19 protein-coding genes are annotated in these 18,512 nt (G+C 66.8%); 14 read left to right on the top strand and 5 right to left on the bottom strand.

Features of this window, described 5'->3' with window-relative positions:
- Positions 1 to 35 precede the first annotated feature (35 nt).
- Entirely contained in the window at positions 36 to 920 is an 885-nt protein-coding gene (locus tag SPHN_RS14315) for a UDP-2,3-diacylglucosamine diphosphatase (protein WP_248524403.1), read from the bottom strand.
- Positions 921 to 1,100: 180 nt separating this feature from the next.
- On the opposite strand from SPHN_RS14315, the gene SPHN_RS14310 reads away from it, so the two are divergent.
- Positions 1,101 to 1,364, top strand: coding sequence for a hypothetical protein (locus tag SPHN_RS14310; protein WP_248524402.1), 264 nt, complete (start codon positions 1,101 to 1,103; stop codon positions 1,362 to 1,364).
- Between the two features lie 548 nt (positions 1,365 to 1,912).
- Here the strand turns inward: SPHN_RS14310 and SPHN_RS14305 are convergent.
- A complete protein-coding gene (locus SPHN_RS14305; RefSeq protein ID WP_248524401.1) occupies positions 1,913 to 2,893 on the bottom strand; it encodes an NAD(P)H-quinone oxidoreductase in 981 nt (326 codons plus the stop codon).
- Between the two features lie 124 nt (positions 2,894 to 3,017).
- On the opposite strand from SPHN_RS14305, the gene SPHN_RS14300 reads away from it, so the two are divergent.
- The 7 genes from SPHN_RS14300 (at position 3,018) to coaD (ending at position 7,995) form a co-directional block, all read left to right on the top strand.
- Positions 3,018 to 3,212: a DUF1192 domain-containing protein gene (locus tag SPHN_RS14300; RefSeq protein WP_176501302.1), complete on the top strand. Its 195-nt coding sequence runs from the start codon at positions 3,018 to 3,020 to the stop codon at positions 3,210 to 3,212.
- Between the two features lie 305 nt (positions 3,213 to 3,517).
- Positions 3,518 to 5,836, top strand: coding sequence for an ATP-dependent Clp protease ATP-binding subunit ClpA (gene clpA, locus SPHN_RS14295; protein WP_248524400.1), 2,319 nt, complete (start codon positions 3,518 to 3,520; stop codon positions 5,834 to 5,836).
- 61 nt (positions 5,837 to 5,897) lie between these two features.
- Complete coding sequence (locus SPHN_RS14290) at positions 5,898 to 6,062, top strand: hypothetical protein (RefSeq protein WP_248524399.1); 165 nt, start codon at positions 5,898 to 5,900, stop codon at positions 6,060 to 6,062.
- Positions 6,049 to 6,249 carry a hypothetical protein gene (locus tag SPHN_RS14285; RefSeq protein ID WP_248524398.1) on the top strand — a complete coding sequence of 67 codons (201 nt, stop codon included), beginning with the start codon at positions 6,049 to 6,051 and terminating at the stop codon, positions 6,247 to 6,249. Before SPHN_RS14290 ends, SPHN_RS14285 begins: the two co-directional genes overlap by 14 nt.
- 74 nt (positions 6,250 to 6,323) lie before the next feature.
- Positions 6,324 to 6,563 carry an exodeoxyribonuclease VII small subunit gene (locus tag SPHN_RS14280; RefSeq protein ID WP_056060585.1) on the top strand — a complete coding sequence of 80 codons (240 nt, stop codon included), beginning with the start codon at positions 6,324 to 6,326 and terminating at the stop codon, positions 6,561 to 6,563.
- Between the two features lie 13 nt (positions 6,564 to 6,576).
- Positions 6,577 to 7,467: a polyprenyl synthetase family protein gene (locus tag SPHN_RS14275; RefSeq protein ID WP_248524512.1), complete on the top strand. Its 891-nt coding sequence runs from the start codon at positions 6,577 to 6,579 to the stop codon at positions 7,465 to 7,467.
- A gap of 21 nt (positions 7,468 to 7,488) precedes the next feature.
- Entirely contained in the window at positions 7,489 to 7,995 is a 507-nt protein-coding gene (coaD, locus tag SPHN_RS14270; RefSeq protein WP_248524397.1) for a pantetheine-phosphate adenylyltransferase, read from the top strand.
- Between the two features lie 261 nt (positions 7,996 to 8,256).
- Here coaD and SPHN_RS14265 read toward each other — a convergent pair whose 3' ends face one another.
- A complete protein-coding gene (locus SPHN_RS14265; RefSeq protein ID WP_248524396.1) occupies positions 8,257 to 9,465 on the bottom strand; it encodes a penicillin-binding protein activator in 1,209 nt (402 codons plus the stop codon).
- A gap of 10 nt (positions 9,466 to 9,475) precedes the next feature.
- Here SPHN_RS14265 and rsmI point away from each other — a divergent pair, with 10 nt between their 5' ends.
- The 4 genes from rsmI to SPHN_RS14245 all read left to right on the top strand — a co-directional run bounded on the left by rsmI (position 9,476) and on the right by SPHN_RS14245 (position 12,713).
- Complete coding sequence (rsmI, locus tag SPHN_RS14260) at positions 9,476 to 10,321, top strand: 16S rRNA (cytidine(1402)-2'-O)-methyltransferase (protein WP_248524395.1); 846 nt, start codon at positions 9,476 to 9,478, stop codon at positions 10,319 to 10,321.
- A 99-nt stretch (positions 10,322 to 10,420) separates the two neighbouring features.
- A complete protein-coding gene (locus tag SPHN_RS14255; protein WP_248524511.1) occupies positions 10,421 to 10,783 on the top strand; it encodes a YraN family protein in 363 nt (120 codons plus the stop codon).
- A 177-nt stretch (positions 10,784 to 10,960) separates the two neighbouring features.
- Complete coding sequence (gene gshB / locus SPHN_RS14250; protein ID WP_248524394.1) at positions 10,961 to 11,914, top strand: glutathione synthase; 954 nt, start codon at positions 10,961 to 10,963, stop codon at positions 11,912 to 11,914.
- 193 nt (positions 11,915 to 12,107) lie between these two features.
- Entirely contained in the window at positions 12,108 to 12,713 is a 606-nt protein-coding gene (locus SPHN_RS14245) for a DedA family protein (RefSeq protein ID WP_248524393.1), read from the top strand.
- 2 nt (positions 12,714 to 12,715) lie between these two features.
- On the opposite strand, the gene SPHN_RS14240 is transcribed toward SPHN_RS14245, so the two are convergent.
- Positions 12,716 to 13,585, bottom strand: coding sequence for a tyrosine recombinase XerC (locus SPHN_RS14240; protein ID WP_248524392.1), 870 nt, complete (start codon positions 13,583 to 13,585; stop codon positions 12,716 to 12,718).
- Between the two features lie 160 nt (positions 13,586 to 13,745).
- Here SPHN_RS14240 and SPHN_RS14235 point away from each other — a divergent pair, with 160 nt between their 5' ends.
- Together SPHN_RS14235 and SPHN_RS14230 are read left to right on the top strand one after the other, a co-directional pair.
- Positions 13,746 to 15,188: a diguanylate cyclase domain-containing protein gene (locus tag SPHN_RS14235; protein ID WP_248524391.1), complete on the top strand. Its 1,443-nt coding sequence runs from the start codon at positions 13,746 to 13,748 to the stop codon at positions 15,186 to 15,188.
- Between the two features lie 104 nt (positions 15,189 to 15,292).
- Positions 15,293 to 17,464: a primosomal protein N' gene (locus SPHN_RS14230; protein ID WP_248524390.1), complete on the top strand. Its 2,172-nt coding sequence runs from the start codon at positions 15,293 to 15,295 to the stop codon at positions 17,462 to 17,464.
- Between the two features lie 542 nt (positions 17,465 to 18,006).
- Here SPHN_RS14230 and SPHN_RS14225 read toward each other — a convergent pair.
- Positions 18,007 to 18,261 (bottom strand): ATP synthase F1 subunit epsilon, encoded by a 255-nt coding sequence (locus tag SPHN_RS14225; protein WP_248524389.1) that lies wholly within the window; start codon positions 18,259 to 18,261, stop codon positions 18,007 to 18,009.
- Positions 18,262 to 18,512: the final 251 nt, after the last annotated feature.

The following is an 18,512-nucleotide window of genomic DNA, read 5'->3' as shown; positions in this document are numbered from 1 at the left end:
TCTTTCCCTCTCCCCGCTGAGGAGAGGGTTTTGGGTCAGGCGGCTAGGGTGACGATTTTGTCTCGCTCGCGCGCGGCGATTTCGTCGGCCCAGTGGAGCAGCTCCATGCGGCCGTCGAAATGCTCGACCAGCGCGGTGCAGCCCTCGACCCAGTCGCCGTCGTTGTAATAGGCGATGCCAGCGATCTCGCGCATCTCGGCGGTGTGGATGTGGCCGCAGACGACGCCTTCGACGCCGCGGACGCCGGCGGCGTGGGCGACGACTTCCTCGAAGTGCGAGATGAAGGCGACCGCGTTCTTGACCTTGGCCTTGGCGTGCTTCGACAGCGACCAATAGGGCATGCCCATCCGGCGGCGCACGCCGTTGACCCAGCGGTTGAGGCCCATCAGCATCGTATAGGCCGCGTCGCCGATATGCGCGACCCAGCGGTGCGCGAGCGTGATCGCGTCGAACTCGTCGCCGTGGAGCACCAACAGGCGGCGACCGTCGGCGGTCTCGTGGATCGCTTTCCGCCGGATCGAGATGCCGCCGAAGTCGAGCCCCGAATATTGCCGGAACACCTCGTCGTGATTGCCGGGGATGTAGACGACGCGGGTGCCGCGCTTGGCGCGCTTCAGCAGGCGCCAGAGGACGTCGTTGTGCGCGGCGGGCCAGTAGAATTTCTTCTTCAGCCGCCAGCCGTCGATCATGTCGCCGACGAGATACATCGTCTCGCTGTCGACGTGATCGAGGAAGTCGTTGAGCATGCCGGCGTTGCAGCCGCGCGTGCCGAGATGGACGTCGGAGATCCAGATCGTGCGATATTGCCGGCGCTCGACGATCGGCTCGGGCGCGGCGGGCCGGGAGTGGATGAAATCGGCGATATCGGTGATGTCGGCGCCCAAGACGCTAGATGGCGGAAACGTCGTAACGGCGTTCATGAGCCTGTCCCCCGGCAAGGTATCCCTCGCCGCGAGTATTAGCCGAGTATTGTGACAGGGTAGTCGCAGTCCGGTGACTGTTAGAAGTCAGTGAAAAACGTTGCTGCAACTGCGCGCAAACGCGTTGACGAATCGGGGCGAAGCTGAACCTATGCGGCGATGTTGCAGGGAGAAAATATCGTGAAGTCTGGTTTCAGGAATGTTGCGGTGGCGGTTGCGGGCGCGGCGATGATGGTCGCACCGACGATGGTATCCGCGGCGAATGGCGCGTCGTCGCTGTCGGTGGCGAAGGCGCGTGCGGGGACGACGACGACGGGCAAGAGCGCGCTCGCCGAGGGTCCGACCGCGACCTATGTCAATATCGGCATCCTGGCCGCGCTGGTGGTCGGCGTGCTGCTCGCGACGAGCGGCGGGGATGACGATGACGGTTCGGACAGCAACTAAGGGGTAGGCGCGGGAATGGGGTAGCCTGCTGCAATCCTCCCCTGCCAGGGGGAGGTGGCGCCGTAAGGCGGCGGAGGGGGAGGACACGGAACGGTAGTTACCCTTCCCTCCCCCTCCGTCTGGCAAGTGCCAGCCACCTCCCCCTGGCGGGGGAGGATTGGGCCGTTTGGTTTGCGAAGGCAGCTTGTGTTCCCGCGAAGGCGGGGATCCAGACCGGGCTCCCGCCCTCGCGGGAGAACAAAATTGGCTGGGTCGGCGCTTTCCTACGCCCCCCCGGGGGCGGAGGCCCGGGCCCAATTGGAAAGGTCGCAGTAACGGAGGACTGCGGGTCGTTGCTCGGCGTTCCCGATTGGGCCCCGGCCTTCGCCAGGGTGGTGGTGAGCTTGGGGTGACCGTTATCCGTCAAACGGGGATACCCCAGCTTTCGCTGGGGTGACGGGATTGGGACGGGTGTCCTGCTCCATCACCGACGCGACTGGTGGCCCCCCCCTCACCGATGCTACTGGCTATCGTGCTCCAACCGGTGACGGAGGGGGCGAGTGCTCCCCTCAGCCCATCGTCAGGACGATCTTGCCGACGTGGTCGCCGGCTTCCATGCGAGTATGGGCGGCGGGGGCATCGGCGAACGCGAAGACGCGGTCGATGACCGGCTTCAGCTTGCCGGCCTCGACGTGCGGCCAGACGGTGCGCGCCAGTTCGTCGGCGACCAGCGACTTGAATGCGGTGTCGCGGGGGCGAAGCGTCGAGCCGGTCAGCGTCAGGCGGCGGCGCATGATCTCGAACAGGGGGACCGTTGCGATCATGCCGCCCTGGACCGCGATCGAGACGTGGCGGCCGTCCTCCGCCAGGCATTGCAGGTTGCGGGGTACATAGTCGCCGCCGACCATGTCGAGCACCGCGGCGACGCCCTTGCCGCCGGTGATCTGCTTCACGCGCTCAACGAAATCTTCCGTCTTGTAGTCGATCGCGTGGGTCGCGCCGAGGCTGAGCGCGGCTTCGCACTTGGCCTTCGAACCGGCGGTGACGATGATGTCGATGCCGAATAGATTGCACAGCCCGATCGCCATCGTGCCGATGCCGCTGGTGCCGCCGTGGACGAGGACGGTGTCGCCCTCGGTGGCGTAGGCGCGTTCGAACAAATTGGTCCAGACGGTGAAGAGCGTTTCGGGCATCGCCGCGGCCTCGACCATCGCCAGCGCCTCGGGGACGGGCAGGCACTGGCCGAAAGGTGCGACGGCATATTCCGCATAGGCCCCGCCCGAGATCAGCGCGCAGACCGACTGACCGATCTGTTCGTCGCCGACGTCGTCGCCGACCGCGACGATCGTGCCGGAGATTTCCATGCCGAGGATCGAGGGCGCACCCGGCGGGGGCGGATACTTGCCCTGGCGCTGCATGACCTCGGGGCGATTGACCCCGGCCGCGGCGACCTTGACGAGCACCTCGCCCGGCCCCGGCTGCGGGACGGGACGATCGACGAGCACCAGCACTTCGGGACCGCCGGGCTGTTCTGGATCGATCGCCTTCATGACGTCAGGTACACGTAAGTTACTGGATTGGTTTTCGGGTATCGCGGTCATCGGCTCGTCACGTCCCTTTTGATGTGCCGGCCTTATTGACATCACTCGGGTGCGGGTCAACGTTGCAGGCACGATGGACCTGGAAGACGCCCCCTCCCGTCCCGACGATCTGCTTGACGCACTGGTGCGGCAGGACCTCGATCCGTTGTCGGTCGCCGAACTCGATGCGCGGATCACCGTGCTGCAGGGCGAGATCGCGCGATGCCAGGTCAAGAAAGACCGCGCCGTCAGTCATCGCGCCATCGCCGACGACCTGTTCAGGCGGTGATCGGCGCGGCGGTGCCTGTGTTCGCTGCCACGGCATCGACCGGCACTGTTCCATCGACCATTGCCGCATGGCCCCATCCCGCCGTCATCCCAGAGAACGCTGGGATCCAGAGCCAGAAGCGTGGGCGATCCTGGCCCTGGATCCTGGGTCGAGCCCAGGATGACGGGGCAAGGGAGCAGCGCCGCGTGATCTTTAACCGACGCAGGAACGGTCGGGCCACGGTTCAAGTGCTTGATGCGACCGATATCAGTTCCGACATAGCGTCAAAGGGCTCGCGTGCTCGCGGCCCGACAGGAGTATTGTAAATGCCATCATTTGCACCCGCCCTCGAGACCACGCTGCACAAGGCGCTCGAGGCGGCGTCGTCCCGGCGCCACGAATATGCGACGCTGGAGCATCTGCTGCTCGCGCTGATCGACGACGAACACGCGTCGAAGGTCATGACCGCGTGCAACGTCGAGATCGGCGAACTGAAAAATACCGTCGCGCATTACCTCGACAGCGAACTCGATGCGCTGAAGGTCGATGCGGCGACCGATCCCTCGCCCACCAGCGGGTTCCAGCGCGTCGTCCAGCGCGCGATCCTCCACGTCCAGTCCTCGGGCCGCGACGAAGTGACGGGTGCCAACGTACTCGTCGCCCTGTTCAGCGAGCGCGAGAGCTATGCGGTGTATTTCCTGCAGCAGCAGGACATGAGCCGCCTCGATGCGGTCAGCTTCATCAGCCACGGTGTCGGCAAGGGCGGGCAGCAGGCGACCGAAGCATCCACGCCAAAGGGTGCGGACGACGAGAAGCCGGCCAAGGGACAGGAGAAGGGCAAGACGGAAAGCGCGCTCAAGCAATTCACGGTCGACCTCAACGAGAAGGCGAAGGCCGGCAAGGTCGATCCCCTGATCGGGCGCGGGCCGGAGGTGGATCGCACGATCCAGATCCTGTGCCGCCGGTCGAAGAACAACCCGCTCTATGTGGGCGATCCGGGCGTGGGGAAGACCGCGATCGCGGAAGGCCTGGCGCGCAAGATCGTCGAGGGCGACGTGCCCGACGTGCTGTTGCCGGCGATCATCTACTCGCTCGACATGGGCGCGTTGCTGGCGGGTACGCGGTACCGCGGTGATTTCGAGGAGCGGCTGAAGGCGGTCGTGAATGAGCTTGAGAAGCTCCCCGATGCCGTACTGTTCATCGACGAGATCCACACCGTCATTGGTGCCGGCGCAACCAGCGGCGGGGCGATGGATGCGTCTAACCTGCTCAAGCCGGCGCTTAGCGGCGGTACGATCCGGTGCATCGGCTCGACCACGTACAAGGAGTTCCGCAATCACTTCGAGAAGGACCGCGCGTTGCTGCGGCGCTTCCAGAAGATCGACGTGAACGAGCCGACGATCGAGGACACCATCAAGATCCTCGCGGGGCTGCGCTCGGCGTTCGAGGATCACCACAACGTCAAGTACACGCCCGATGCGATCAAGTCGGCGGTCGAGCTGTCGGCGCGGTACATCAACGACCGCAAGCTGCCGGACAAGGCGATCGACGTGATCGACGAGGTCGGCGCGATGCAGATGCTGGTGCCACCGAACAAGCGCAAGAAGACGATCACCCCGAAGGAGATCGAGATGGTCATCGCGACGATGGCACGGATCCCGCCGAAGTCGGTCTCGACCGACGACAAGCTGGCGCTGGCTACGCTCGAGACCGATCTCAAGCGCGTGGTGTTCGGGCAGAATGCGGCGATCGAGAAGCTGGCGTCGGCGATCAAGCTGGCGCGGGCAGGTCTGCGCGAGCCGGAGAAGCCGATCGGCAACTATCTGTTCACCGGGCCTACCGGTGTCGGCAAGACCGAGGTGGCCAAGCAGCTGTCGACGATCCTCGGCATTCCGCTCCAGCGGTTCGACATGTCCGAATATATGGAGCGCCACTCGGTCAGCCGTCTGATCGGTGCGCCCCCGGGCTATGTCGGGTTCGACCAGGGCGGTCTGCTGACCGATGCGATCGACCAGAACCCGCACTGCGTCCTGTTGCTCGACGAGATCGAGAAGGCGCATCCGGACCTGTTCAACATCCTGTTGCAGGTGATGGATAACGGGCGGCTGACCGACCAGCACGGCAAGTCGGTCGATTTCCGCAACGTCATCCTGATCATGACGACCAATGCGGGCGCCAGCGACATGGCGCGCGAGACGGTCGGCTTCGGCAACCTGACGCGTGAGGGCGAGGACGAGGTGGCGGTGACCAAGATGTTCACGCCGGAATTCCGCAACCGTCTCGATGCGGTGGTGCCGTTCGGGTACCTGCCGACCGAAGTCGTGGCGCGGGTCGTGGACAAGTTCATCCTCCAGCTCGAACTCCAGCTGGCGGACCGCGGCGTGCACATCCTGCTCGACGACGAGTCGAAGGCGTGGCTGACGACCAAGGGCTATGACAAGCTGTACGGCGCACGGCCGATGGGTCGCCTGATCCAGGAGAAGATCAAGCAGCCGCTTGCCGAGGAACTGTTGTTCGGCAAGCTGGTCCACGGCGGCGAGGTGACGGTGAAGATGAAGGACGGCGCGCTGTCGTTCGCGATCGAGCCGGCCGCGCCGAAGAAGCCCAAGAAGAAGGGCAAGGTCGAGACTGTCGACGCGAAGTAACTTCGGGTTGTGATCGAAGCGAAGAGCCCGCCGTCGGAGCGATCCGGCGGCGGGCTTTTTCGTGCGCGCCCGCCTGGGGATCGGCGATGCCGGGGCGGTATTGGGCGAGAAGGGGGACGCGGCGGCCGGGTGCATCGGCGCCGGACCGCCACTCGACTTGTCGGCAAGGACGAATTGCGACATGATCGGCCGCGTTGCCGGGGGGACACAGGATGCGGGATCGTAAGGGAACACTGGTGGTCGCGGGGCTGATCGCGCTGGCTGTCGTGGCCGTGCGGCATCCGACCGTCGATCTGCAGCTGGTCACGCATGATTCGCGCGATCCGTCGCCGCACCGGATCCAGGCGGCGGTCGATTTCGGGCTGGTCGGCGTTTCGGTGCTCTACACCTGGACCGTGAACCGGCTGCGCTGAACGCCGCCGAACCCGTCAGAACCCCGCCGCCACGTCCTTGACCCCCATCGCGTGCCTGCGCCATAGCGACGGACATGGACACGCCGATCGAAGACCTCGCGTTCGAGGATGCACTGAAGGAACTCGAGCTTATCGTCGGGAAGCTGGAGAGTGGCGATACGCCGCTCCAGCAGGCGATCGAGCTGTACGAGCGCGGCAACAAGCTGCGCCAGCGTTGCGCCGACCGGCTCGATGCGGCGCAGGCGCGGATCGAGGCGATCCGGCTCGATGGCGACGGCAAGCCCGCGGGCGTCCGCCCGTTCGCGGCGGGCTGACGCGGTGAGCCAGATGCCCGTCACGCTGGATGCCGCCCTTGCCGACGTCGCGGCCGAGATCGACCGGCAGTTCGACCAGCTGCTGACGATCCCCCACGATCCGCGCGGCGACCTGTACCGGGCGATGCGGCATGCCGCGATCGGCGGCGGCAAGCGGTTGCGCCCGCTGCTCGTGTTCGCGACCGCCAATCTGTTCGACGTCGCGCACGAATGTTCGGCGCGGGCAGCGACTGCACTGGAGGCGATCCACGTCTATTCGCTGATCCATGACGACCTGCCGTCGATGGACAATGACGACATGCGGCGCGGCAAGCCGACCGTCCACAAGGTGTTCGACGAGGCGACCGCGATCCTGGCGGGCGATTGCCTGCATGCGCTGGCGTTCGAGATCCTCGCCGATCCGGCGACGCACCCCGATCCGTTCGTGCGGATCGAGCTGGTGACCGACCTCGCGCGCGCAGCCGGCCCGAACGGCATGGCGGGCGGGCAGAAGATGGATATCGAGGCGGAAAGCACGCGCTTCGACCTGAACACCGTTACGCGGCTCCAGCAGATGAAGACGGGGGCGCTGATCTCGGCGTCGGTCGAGGCCGGCGCGATCCTCGGGCGGTTGCCGCCGGAGGGCCGGGTTGGTCTGCGCGGCTATGCGCATGACCTGGGGCTTGCGTTCCAGATCGCCGACGACCTGCTCGATGCAGAGGGCGACGAGGCGGTCGTCGGCAAGTCGCTGCGCAAGGACGAGGTCGCGGGCAAGGAGACGTTCCTGTCGCTGCTCGGGCCCGAGCGCGCGCGCGAACAGGCGCGGATGCTGGTCGACCAAGCGATCGCGCACCTGCATAGCTATGGCAAGGAAGCCGATCTGTTGCGCGACATCGCGCGCTTCGTGCTCGAACGCGACCGCTGAGCGTATAACCGGGAGTTCAACATGGCCGCACGCATTGGTGTCTATCCAGGCACGTTCGATCCGGTCACGTTGGGCCATATGGATATCATCCGACGCGGCGCGAAGCTGGTCGACCGGCTGGTGATCGGGGTGACGACCAATCCGTCGAAGTCGCCGATGTTCACGATCGAGGAGCGGATGGCAACGGTGCGGCGCGAGGTCGCGGGGATCGGCGGCGATATCGAAGTCGTCGAGTTCGATTCGCTGCTGATGGACTTTGCCGAGCGGCAGGGGGCGAAGGTGATCGTCCGGGGCCTGCGCGCGGTCGCCGATTTCGAATATGAGTATCAGATGGCGGGGATGAACCAGCAGATCAATCCGCGCGTCGAAACGGTGTTCCTGATGGCCGATGTCGCGTTGCAGCCGATCGCGAGCCGGCTGGTCAAGGAAATCGCGTTGTACGGCGGCAACATCGCCAAGTTCGTGCCCGAAGCCGTGCGCGAAGAGGTCGTCGCGCGGGTCGAGAAGATCGGCCGCAAGGGCAGTTGATCAGGATGGTGCATCATCCCGCGAGCGAATGAAGCACCTCTAGGATAGACCGCCGTCCAGTTTGAAGCCGAGGACCTAGCAACTCCCGCCGCCTTGTTCTCCCGGTGAAGGCGGGAGCCCAGACTGGTCCCCGCCTTCGCGGGGAAACACGCTTTGCATGTCCGATCGGGATAACCGCCGACCCGGTCCAAGCTGACGAAGCCAATCTGGCCCGGGCTGCCGAAGCCAATCTGGCGTTGCTGCAGCCTCAGAACCCGAAAGTTATTTCCCGAAGCCGGTAGGCGCGGGCGAGACCACGGTGGTCGTGCCACCGCGGATTTCCTTCACTTCCAGCGCGCGCTCGGCGACGTTGTCGCGGCCGAAGCGGAACGCACCGTCGATGCCGGCGAAGCCATCGCCGTCGCGCAGGCGGTTGACCGGGAACGGCGTGCCGGGCTTCCAGTCGCGCGCGATGCGGACCGTCAGCAGGACCGAATCATAGCCGAGGCTCGACAGGCGGTATGGCCCGGCGCCGAAGCGTGCGCGGTATTTGGCGGCGTATTGGCGGTACAGCGTGTCCGAGACGCTGGCGTACCAGGCGCCGGACAGTGCGGGCTTGGCGGCGATGCTGGTGTCGGAATTCCAGAGTTCGGTGCCGAGGATACGCGTCGACGCACCGCCGCCGCGCTTGACCATCGCTGCCGCCGAGGCTGCGGTGGCGCCACCGTCGGCGATCAGCACCGCGTCATAGGGGGCCTTTGCCGCCAACCGCGTGACCGCGCCCGAAATGCCGCCGGGACCGCGCGCGTAGGTCTGGAGCGAGACGACCTGGCCACCCGCGCCTTCGACCGCGCGGAGGAACGCGGTCGAGGCGCGCTCGCCGTACAGGCCGTTGGGGACGAGGCCGGCGAAATTGCTGACGCCGCGCTCCTTGGCGAAATCGACGACGCGCGCGATCGACTGGGTCGGGACATAGCCCATCAGGTAGGCGCCGTTGCCCGCCACGCCGAGATCGTTGGAGAAGCTGAGCACCGGGATGTTCGCGGCGCGCGCGATCGGTGCGACGGCGCGGACGTCGTCGGCGAGCAACGGGCCCAGGATCAGCTGCGCGCCTTCCGCGATCGCGCGCTGGGCGGCGGCGGCGGCACCGGTCGCGGTGTCGTAGTTGGTGATCCGGACGCGCTGGTTCTGCGTATCGAGCAGCGCTAGCATCGTCGCGTTGGCGATCGAGGTGCCGACGCCGGCGTTGCTGCCCGACAGCGGTACGAGCAGCGCGACGCGGTTACGCTCGGCATCGCGCGGGATGCCGGTCTCGACGCCGATGTCGGGACGCTCGACCGGACGCGTGGTCGGGCGCTGCTGCGACGGCTCGACCGGTCCGCGCGGGACGATCGTCTGACATGCGCCAAGCAGGCACGCCGCACCGAGTGCCACCCACCGGCCGAATGCGCGGTGCCGTCCCGGTTGCCCTATCGTCGTCGCGTCTGCCATGACCATCCCCATGAACCCTGAATCTCTTCTCGATCCCGGCCTCTACATCGTCGCGACCCCGATCGGCAATCTTGGCGATCTGTCGCCGCGCGCCGCCGACATCCTCCGCCGGGCTGACGTGATCGCGGTGGAGGACAGCCGCGTGACCGCCGGCTTGCTCCGCCACATCGGCACGAAGACGCCGATGGTGCCGTATCACGATCACAGCGCGGAGGGTGTGCGACCGGCATTGATCGCGCGGATGGCGACGCAGGCGGTGGCTTTGGTGTCGGATGCGGGGACGCCGTTGATCTCGGATCCAGGCTTCAAGCTGGTGCGTGATGCGCGCGCGGCGGGGCATCTGGTGGTGACGATTCCAGGGCCGTGCGCGGCGGTGGCGGCGCTGACGCTGGCGGGATTGCCGACCGACCGGTTCCTGTTCGTCGGGTTCCTGCCGTCGAAGCTGCACGCGCGGGCGGAGGCTATCGCGGAGGTAGCCACCATTCGCGCAACTTTGGTGATGTACGAGTCGGGGCCGCGGTTGGGGGCGTGTCTCGCGGCGCTGCTGGAAGGGCTCGGCGACCGCGAGGCGGCGGTGACGCGCGAGATCAGCAAGAAGTTCGAGGAGGCGGTGACGGGGACGCTGTCGACTTTGGCCGAGCGCTATGCGGACGCGCCGCCGCGGGGGGAAATCGTGATCGTCGTCGCACCGCCGGGTGAAGCGCCTCCTGCGAGCGCGGAGGACGGCGATGTTGCGCTGGTCGAGGCGCTGACGCGACTGTCGACCGGGCAGGCCGCGAGTGAGGTGGCGAAGAAGCTCGGGCTCGACCGGAAGGCGCTTTACGCGCGGGCGCTGGAATTGAAGCCGAAGGCCTGATCTCCCCTCCCGCTTGCGGGAGGGGTTGGGCCAGGGCATGTCACGGACGTGCCGCCCCCGCCCTCCCCTGGCCCCTCCCGCAAGCGGAAGGGGAACACGATTGACCGACAGGTTGCGGAAGCCGCCGGGCGTCGCGGCGAGCGATTGGCCGGGTGGTGGTTGCGTCTCAAAGGCTGGAGAATCCTCGATCGCCGCGTCCGCACTCCGGCGGGCGAAGTCGATCTCGTTGCGCGCAAAGGTAACCTGATCGCATTCGTCGAGGTCAAGACGCGCGCGACCGCGGCCGAACTCGACTTCGCGATCGACGAGCGCCGGCTCGCGCGCGTGGCGGCGGCGGCGGAATATCTGATGCCGCGCTATGCGGGGCCGGGCGACGATATCCGGGTGGACGTGATCCTGCTCGCGCCGGGTACGCGTCCGCGGCATATCGAGAATGCGTGGATCGGAGGCGGGATAGGGTGACGGGATCGGGCGGGGATCAGGCGAGCGTGGGTGACAAATCCCGCCCGCCTTCCTAAGTCCCGATCCGAACCATCCCAGCCCGTCACCCCAGCGGAAGCTGTGGTCTCTCCGTAACTGGGAGACCCCAGCTTCCGCTGGGGTGACGGCCAAAGCGGGGTGCATGGAAGGAATGCGAGAATGAGCCTCACCGTCGCCGTCCAGATGGACCCGCTCGACAGCATCAACATCGCCGGCGATTCAACCTTCGCGCTGATGTTGTCCGCGCAGGATCGTGGTCATACGCTCTTCCATTATTCGGCCGAGGATCTGAACTACCGTGACGGCCGGGTCTGGGCGAAGGCGCATCCGGTAACCGTGCAGCGCGTCGTCGGAGATCATTTCAGCGTCGGCGAACCGGTAAACCTCGACCTCGGCGACGAGGCCGATGTCGTGTTGATGCGCCAGGATCCGCCGTTCGATCTCGGCTACATCACCGCGACGCACCTGCTCGAGCGGATCGCCGACAGGACGCTGGTCGTGAACGATCCTGCGCAGGTGCGGAATGCGCCCGAGAAGGTGTTCGTGCTCGACTACCCGCAGTTCATGCCGCCGACTTTGGTCACCCGCTCGCTCGACGAGGCGCGGAAGTTCCTCGCCGAGCACGGCGCGATCGTCATCAAGCCGCTCCACGGCAATGGCGGCAAGGCGATCTTCAAGGTCGAGTCGGACGGCGCCAATCTGTCGGCGCTGATGGAGGTCTTCAACATGACGTGGCGCGAGCCGCACATGGTGCAGGCGTTCCTCCCCGACGTCGCGAAGGGCGACAAGCGGATCGTGCTGGTCGACGGCGAAGTCGCGGGCGCGATCAACCGCCTGCCGGGCGAAGGCGAGATCCGTTCGAACCTCGCGGTCGGTGGCTCGGCGGAGAAGTCGGAGCTGACCGACAAGGAGCGCGAGATCTGCGCGGTGCTCGGGCCGGAACTCAAGAAGCGCGGGCTGTTGTTCGTCGGGATCGATGTGATCGGGGGCAGGTGGCTGACCGAGATCAACGTAACGTCGCCGACGGGGATCGTGGCGATCGGAAAGTTCGACGGGACGGATGTGGCGGGCATGATCTGGGATGCGATCGAGGCGAAGGTCGCGGCGCGGTAGCCTTTCCAAAAACACCCCGGCGGAGGCCGGGGCCCAACTGGAAAGGTCGCAGTAACGGAGCGCCGTCCTCCGTCACAACCGTCCCCCAATTGGGCCCCGGCCTCCGCCGGGGTGGTGCAATGATGGGCCGGGGTGGTGCAATGATGAAAAGCCTCGCGGAACCCATCCGGCGTCCCGGCAGTATCTCATACCCATGACCGAATTCATCCTCGATCTCATCGCCTGGGGCGGATATTTCGGTATCTTCCTGTTGATGGCGCTCGAGAATATCGTGCCACCGGTACCATCCGAAGTGATCATGGGGCTTGGTGGCATGGCGGTCGCGCGCGGCGACATGACCGTCGTTCCGCTGATCGCCTGGGGCACGGCAGGGTCGGTCGTCGGCAACTACTTCTGGTATTATATCGGCCGCAACATCGGATACGAACGCTTCCGCCCGTTTATCGAGCGCAACGGGCGCTGGCTGACGATGGAATGGTCGGACGTCGAGAAGATCCACCGTTTCTTCGTGAAGCGCGGCGGCTGGGTGATCTTCGTGTTCCGGTTCATGCCGACCTTCCGCACCGTCATCTCGCTGCCCGCAGGCATGACGCGCATGCCGATCTGGCAGTTCGTGATCTGGACCGCGGCCGGCAGTGCGATCTGGAACACCGTACTAGCCTATGCGGGCATCCTGCTCGGCTCGCATTTCGAGGAGCTCGACCGCTATGTCGGGCCGGTCGCCGTCGCGACGTTCGTCGTCATCATCATCGGCTATGTCTGGCGCGTCGTCACGTGGAAGCCCAAGGGCTCCGCCTGATCTCAGGCTCGCGGATGCGCGTTGCGGTACACGTCCATCAGATGCGCCGCGTCGACCTGCGTATAGACTTGCGTCGAACTGAGACTGGCATGGCCGAGCAGCTCCTGTAGCGCGCGGAGGTCCGCCCCCCGCCCCAGCAGATGCGTCGCGAAGCTGTGGCGCAGCGCATGCGGCGTCGTCCGGTCGCCCAGTCCCAGCCGGGTCCGCGCGGCTTGCACCGCACGACGGATCATGACCGGCGACAGCGGCCCGCCCCTCGCACCACGAAACAGCGGTTCGTCGCGCGAGGCCGGCCAAGGTGTCTGCGCGACATACGCGTCGATCGCGTCGCGCACCTGTGGCAACAGCGGCACCACGCGGGTCTTGGCGCGCTTGCCCGTCACCCGGATCGTCTCGCCGAGCGGCAGGATTTCGCCCCGCAACGTCAGGGCCTCGCCGATCCGCAGACCTGCGCCGTACAACAGCATCAGGACCGCCCAGTTGCGCGCGCCGATCCACGGCTCGGCGGCATCGTCGGCCACCTCCTCCGCCAGCGCGACGGCTTCGGTCGGCGAGATCGGCCGCGGCACGCCCGTCTTGACGCGCGGTCCGCGCATCCGCGGTTGCTCGGCGCCTTCGTTCGCCCAGGCGAGGAACCCGCGCACCGCCGACAATTCGCGCGCCGCCGAGGCGTTGCCGAGTCCCGATTCGCGACGCTGCGCCAGATATGCGCGAAGATCCGTCGCCGTGACCCGCGCCAGCGCCGCGCGGTCGATCGCCTCGCCCCAATGGCCGATCAGGAACGCGGTCAGCCGCTCGGCCGACGCGCGATAGGCGCGTACCGTATGCACCGATCGACGCCGATCCCGCGCGAGATGCTCGCTCCAGAGCATCGATGGCGGCCTGTTGTAAGGATCAACATCATCGGATGTCGACGCATCGGTGGCAGACAAGGAAACGGTCACGGTCATCCGATGGACAGTATCCGCACGAACCGGCAAAGAAAATTAACTCCCTCGCTTTAATAGAAACATTATGTCCCCAGCACTGCCCATGGCCGACATGTTCGCGGACGAAACACGGCGGTTGGCCGCGCTTCATGCGCTCGCATTGCTCGATAGCGAGCCGGAGCGCGAATTCGATGCGCTGGTTGCGCTGACCGCAGAAATGCTCGGTTGCCCGACCGCCATGTTGACGCTGGTCGACACCGACCGACTGTGGATCAAGGCGTCGAGTACGGGTGCGCGGGGCGAGATCGCCCGCGACGTCGGCATGTGCGCGCATACGATCCAAGGCGGCGATCCGATGGTCGTCGACGATCTGGCGCTCGACCCGCGGTTCGGCGCGAACCCGCTGGTCGTTCCCCAGGACGGCCTGCGCTTTTACGCGGGTGCGCCGATCCACGCGACCGACGACACCGGCGAGCGACATGCGATCGGTGCGCTGTGCATCGTCGATACCGCACCCCGCAGCCTGAACGACGCCGGACGGCGCGCGTTGCAGCATCTGGCGACGCTGGCCGAAACGACGATCGCGGCGCGTGCCGCCGCGCGTCAGGCGATAACGATCGCCACCATCGCAGACCGCCAAGCCGCTGCGCTCACGCGACAGGACCGGATCTTTCGCCAGGCGGAACGGATGGCTGCGTTCGGATCGTGGCGCGTGAATTTCGCCAACGACGATATCGAATGGTCGGACGGCGTCTATCACATCTATGGCCTGCCGATGTCCGAGCGCCCGACCATGGCGACGGCGTTGAATTTCTATCCCCCGCATGCCCGTGCCGAGATCAGCGCCGGACTGGCGCGCGCGGTCGAGACCGGTGCATCGCTCGATATCGAGGTCGATTTCACGACCGCACAAGGCGAACTGCGCCGCGTCCGCGTGATGGGCGAATGCGAGGGCGACGGCGACACACCGACCGCGCTGGTCGGCGTGTTCCAGGACGTCACCGAACGCCATGCGCTGGAAGTGACGCTGCGCCGGACCGCCGACACCGACTCGCTCACCGGAATCGCCAACCGGGCGGCGTTCGATCGTGCGCTGGACGCCGCGATACTGCGCGCGCACGAACACGGCACGCCGTTGTTGCTGGCGCTCGTCGATCTCGACGGGTTCAAGGCGATCAACGATACGCTTGGTCATACCGCAGGCGACGACGTGCTGCGCGGCGTCGGGCGGGTGCTCGAAGCGCCGTGGTTGAAGGGCAGTTTCGCCGCACGACTCGGCGGGGACGAGTTTGCGGTAATCGTCGACGATCCGGCGCTGGCGATGTCGATGAGCCACGTCCGTCGGCGGCTCGAGGAAGCGCTGCGCTTTCCGATCGCGATGGGGGGGCTGGCGATGATCAGTGCCGGTACCGTCGGGATCGCGATGCTCGATCACGATTGCCATACGATCCGCGATTTCGTCCACCGCGCCGATACCAATCTCTATCAGGCCAAACGCGAGCGGGTCGGCGAGCGGCGGCGTGGCGATCGGAAGACCGCCGCCTGAGGTCGACGCGGGCGGGCAGTGCAGGCGCGCAGCGGCGTTGCGTGAAGTGCTGCGCCGCGTAAAGCGGTTCACGCAGGAGCGATCCGGCCCCATATACGGACACGATGTCGTCCCGCGCCCGTGTCCTGATCCTCAACGCCGCCCTCGGGCCGCTCGACTACCGCGTGCCGGCCGGCATGGACGTGGGGCCGGGCTCGATCGTGGTCGCGCCGCTGGGGCCAAGGCAACTACTCGGCGTGGTGTGGGAGCCGGAGCGGATGCCGTCGGATGCGGAGGTCGGCGACAACCGGTTGCGCAACCTGCTCGCGGTCGCCGACGTGCCGCCCTTGGGGGCACCGTTGCGGCGGCTGGTCGAGTGGACCGCGGATTATTATCTCGCGCCGGCCGCATCGGTGTTGCGGATGACGCTCGCCTCGACCTCGGCGCTGGAGGGCGCGCGGACCGCTGTCGAGTACCGGTCCACCGGCGTCGTGCCGCCCCGCCTCACGCCGCAGCGCGAGCAGGCGCTTGAGCGGATCGGTGATCGCCAAGGCCTGATCCGCGAGTTGGCGACGACCGCCGACGTCAGCGATGCGGTGATCCGAGGGCTGGTGAAGGTCGGTGCGATCGAGGCGGTCGAGGTCAGCCTGGACAGCCCCTACCCCGTCCCCGATCCCTCGCATCATGAGCCGACACTGTCCGACGACCAGCGGGCGGCGGCCGATGCTCTGGTGGCGGGGGTGGCGGAGCACGCGTTCCACCCGACGTTGCTCGACGGGGTTACGGGATCGGGCAAGACCGAGGTGTATTTCGAGGCGGTGGCGCAGGCGATCCGCGATGGGCGGCAGACCTTGGTGCTGCTACCCGAGATCGCGCTGACCGAGCCGTTCCTCAAGCGCTTCCACGACCGGTTCGGGTGCGAGCCGATCGCCTGGCATTCGGGGTTGCGCTCGACCCAACGGCGCAGGGCGTGGCGCGCGATCGCGAGCGGCGAGGCGCTGGTGACGGTAGGCGCGCGGTCCGCGTTGTTCCTGCCCTACCGCGATCTCGGGCTGATCGTCGTCGACGAGGCGCACGAGACCAGCTTCAAGCAGGAAGAGGGCGTGCATTATCATGCGCGCGACGTCGCGGTGATGCGCGGCAAGTTCGAGGGGTGCCCGGTAATCCTCGCGTCTGCCACGCCGGCGATCGAGACGCGGCAACAGGTGGTGACCGGGCGGTATGCGGAGTTGAAGCTGCCCGGTCGGTTCGGCGCGGCGGAGATGCCGACGATCGAGCCGATCGACCTGATCAAGGAACCGCCCGAGCGTGGCCGCTGGCTCGCGCCGCGGCTCGTGAAGGCGATGCAGGCGACCCTGGAGCGGGGCGAGCAGTCGTTGCTGTTCCTCAACCGGCGTGGCTATGCGCCGCTGACCTTGTGCCGGACGTGCGGGCATCGGTTCCAATGCCCGAACTGTACCGCGTGGATGGTCGAGCACCGGCTGACGCGGCGGCTTGCGTGCCATCATTGCGGGCATGCGGAGCCGACGCCGCGCGTGTGCCCGGAGTGCAAGGGCGAGGACACGCTGGTCGCCTGCGGGCCCGGCGTGGAGCGGATCGCCGACGAGGTGACGGCGCTGTTCCCCGAGGCGAAAACTGCCGTGGTCACGTCGGACACGATCTGGTCGCCGGCCAAGGCGGCCGAGTTTGTCGGGCGGATGGAGGCGGGCGATATCGACATCGTCGTCGGTACGCAGCTCGTGACGAAGGGGTATCACTTCCCGAACCTGACGCTGGTCGGCGTGGTCGATGCGGATCTGGGTCTAGACGGCGGCGACCTCCGAGCGGCGGAACGCACGTTCCAGCAGATCCGGCAGGTATCGGGCCGCGCCGGGCGTGGCGAGAAACCCGGCCATGTGTTCATTCAGACCCATAGTCCGGGGGCTCAGGTGATGCAGGCGCTGATCACTGGTGATGCGGATGCGTTCTATGCGGCGGAGACGGATGCGCGGAAGGATGCGGGGGCGCCGCCGTTCGGAAGGTATGCTGCGATCGTGGTGTCGTCGGAGGACCAGGGTTGCGCGCATGATACGGCCAAGCTGGTGGGGCGGAGTGCGCCCGAGGTCGAGGGCATGCACGTGTATGGGCCTGCGCCGGCGCCGTTGGCGATGTTGCGGGGGCGGCACCGGTATCGGCTGCTCGTCCACGCACGGCGGGCGCTGGATGTGCAGGATGTCATCCGGGCGTGGTTGGGTAAGCTGGACTGGCCGTCGAAGGTTCGGGTGACGGTCGACGTCGACCCGTATAATTTCTTGTAGCGGCGCCCACAGATCGTCATCCCAGCGCAAGTTGGGATATCACTGGGGCGCGTGCTGCGACCCGGAATGGGGAGATCCCAGCTTGCGCTGGGATGACGGTTGGGGGGCGCGGCTGCTCGACGCAAGCTCGCAAGCCGGTAGACCTCTGCCCGCATATTTCTTCGAAGAGCGCCCCCTCCCACGACCGTCATCCCAGCGAAAGCTGGGATATCATCGGAGCGGGCGCCACGACCCGGAACGGGGAGATCCCAGCTTGCGCTGGGATGACGGTTGGGGGCGCGCGGCTGCCCGACGCAAGCTCGCAAGCCGGTAGACCTCTGCCCGCATATTTCTTCGAAGAGCGCCCCCTCCCACGACCGTCATCCCAGCGAAAGCTGGGATATCCTCGAGGCGGGCGCTGCGGTCCGGAACGGGGAGATCCCAGCCTTCGCTGGGATGACGGTTTGAAGGGGGCGCTAGTTCAGCGTCCGTCACCAGCCAAGTTTGTTCAACCGCGAAGGCGAATGCCCAGTCTGGATCCCCGCCTTCGCGGGGAAACAGTCTTACTCGCCGGCGTGTTCGGCGAGGACGGTCAGGCCCTTGGCGTTGACCTCGGCGAAACCGCCCCTGATCGCGATGACCTCGGGGGCGCCGTTCTGCGTGCGGAAGATCTGCACGCCGCCGTCGCGGACCGTCGACATGAAGGGCGCATGGCCTTCGAGGACGCCGAAATCGCCTTCGGTGCCGGGAACGACGACCATGTAGACCTCCTCCGAGCGGACGAGCTTTTCTGGCGTGACGAGTTCGAAATGCAGCATGTCTGGGACCTTCTCCCTCTCCCCTTCGGGGAGAGGGTCGGGGTGAGGGGCAGTACCGGGCGAGGGCGCTTGTGGCGGGGCCCCCCCCCCCCCCCCCCCCCCCCCCCCGGGGGGGGGGGGGGGGGGGGGCCCCCCCCCCCCCCCACTCCCTCCCCCTCTTGGCGCGCCGCCCCTGTGTGCCCCCCTCCGGCAACAGCCGCCGCCGCGGGGGGGACTTTATCCCCGCCCCACCCGCCCCGAACGCACGCCCA

Origin of the sequence: Sphingomonas faeni (assembly GCF_023195535.1) — a bacterium.
Classification (GTDB): Bacteria; Pseudomonadota; Alphaproteobacteria; order Sphingomonadales; family Sphingomonadaceae; genus Sphingomonas; species Sphingomonas faeni_B.
This window is presented reverse-complemented; position numbering and strand designations above follow the sequence as displayed.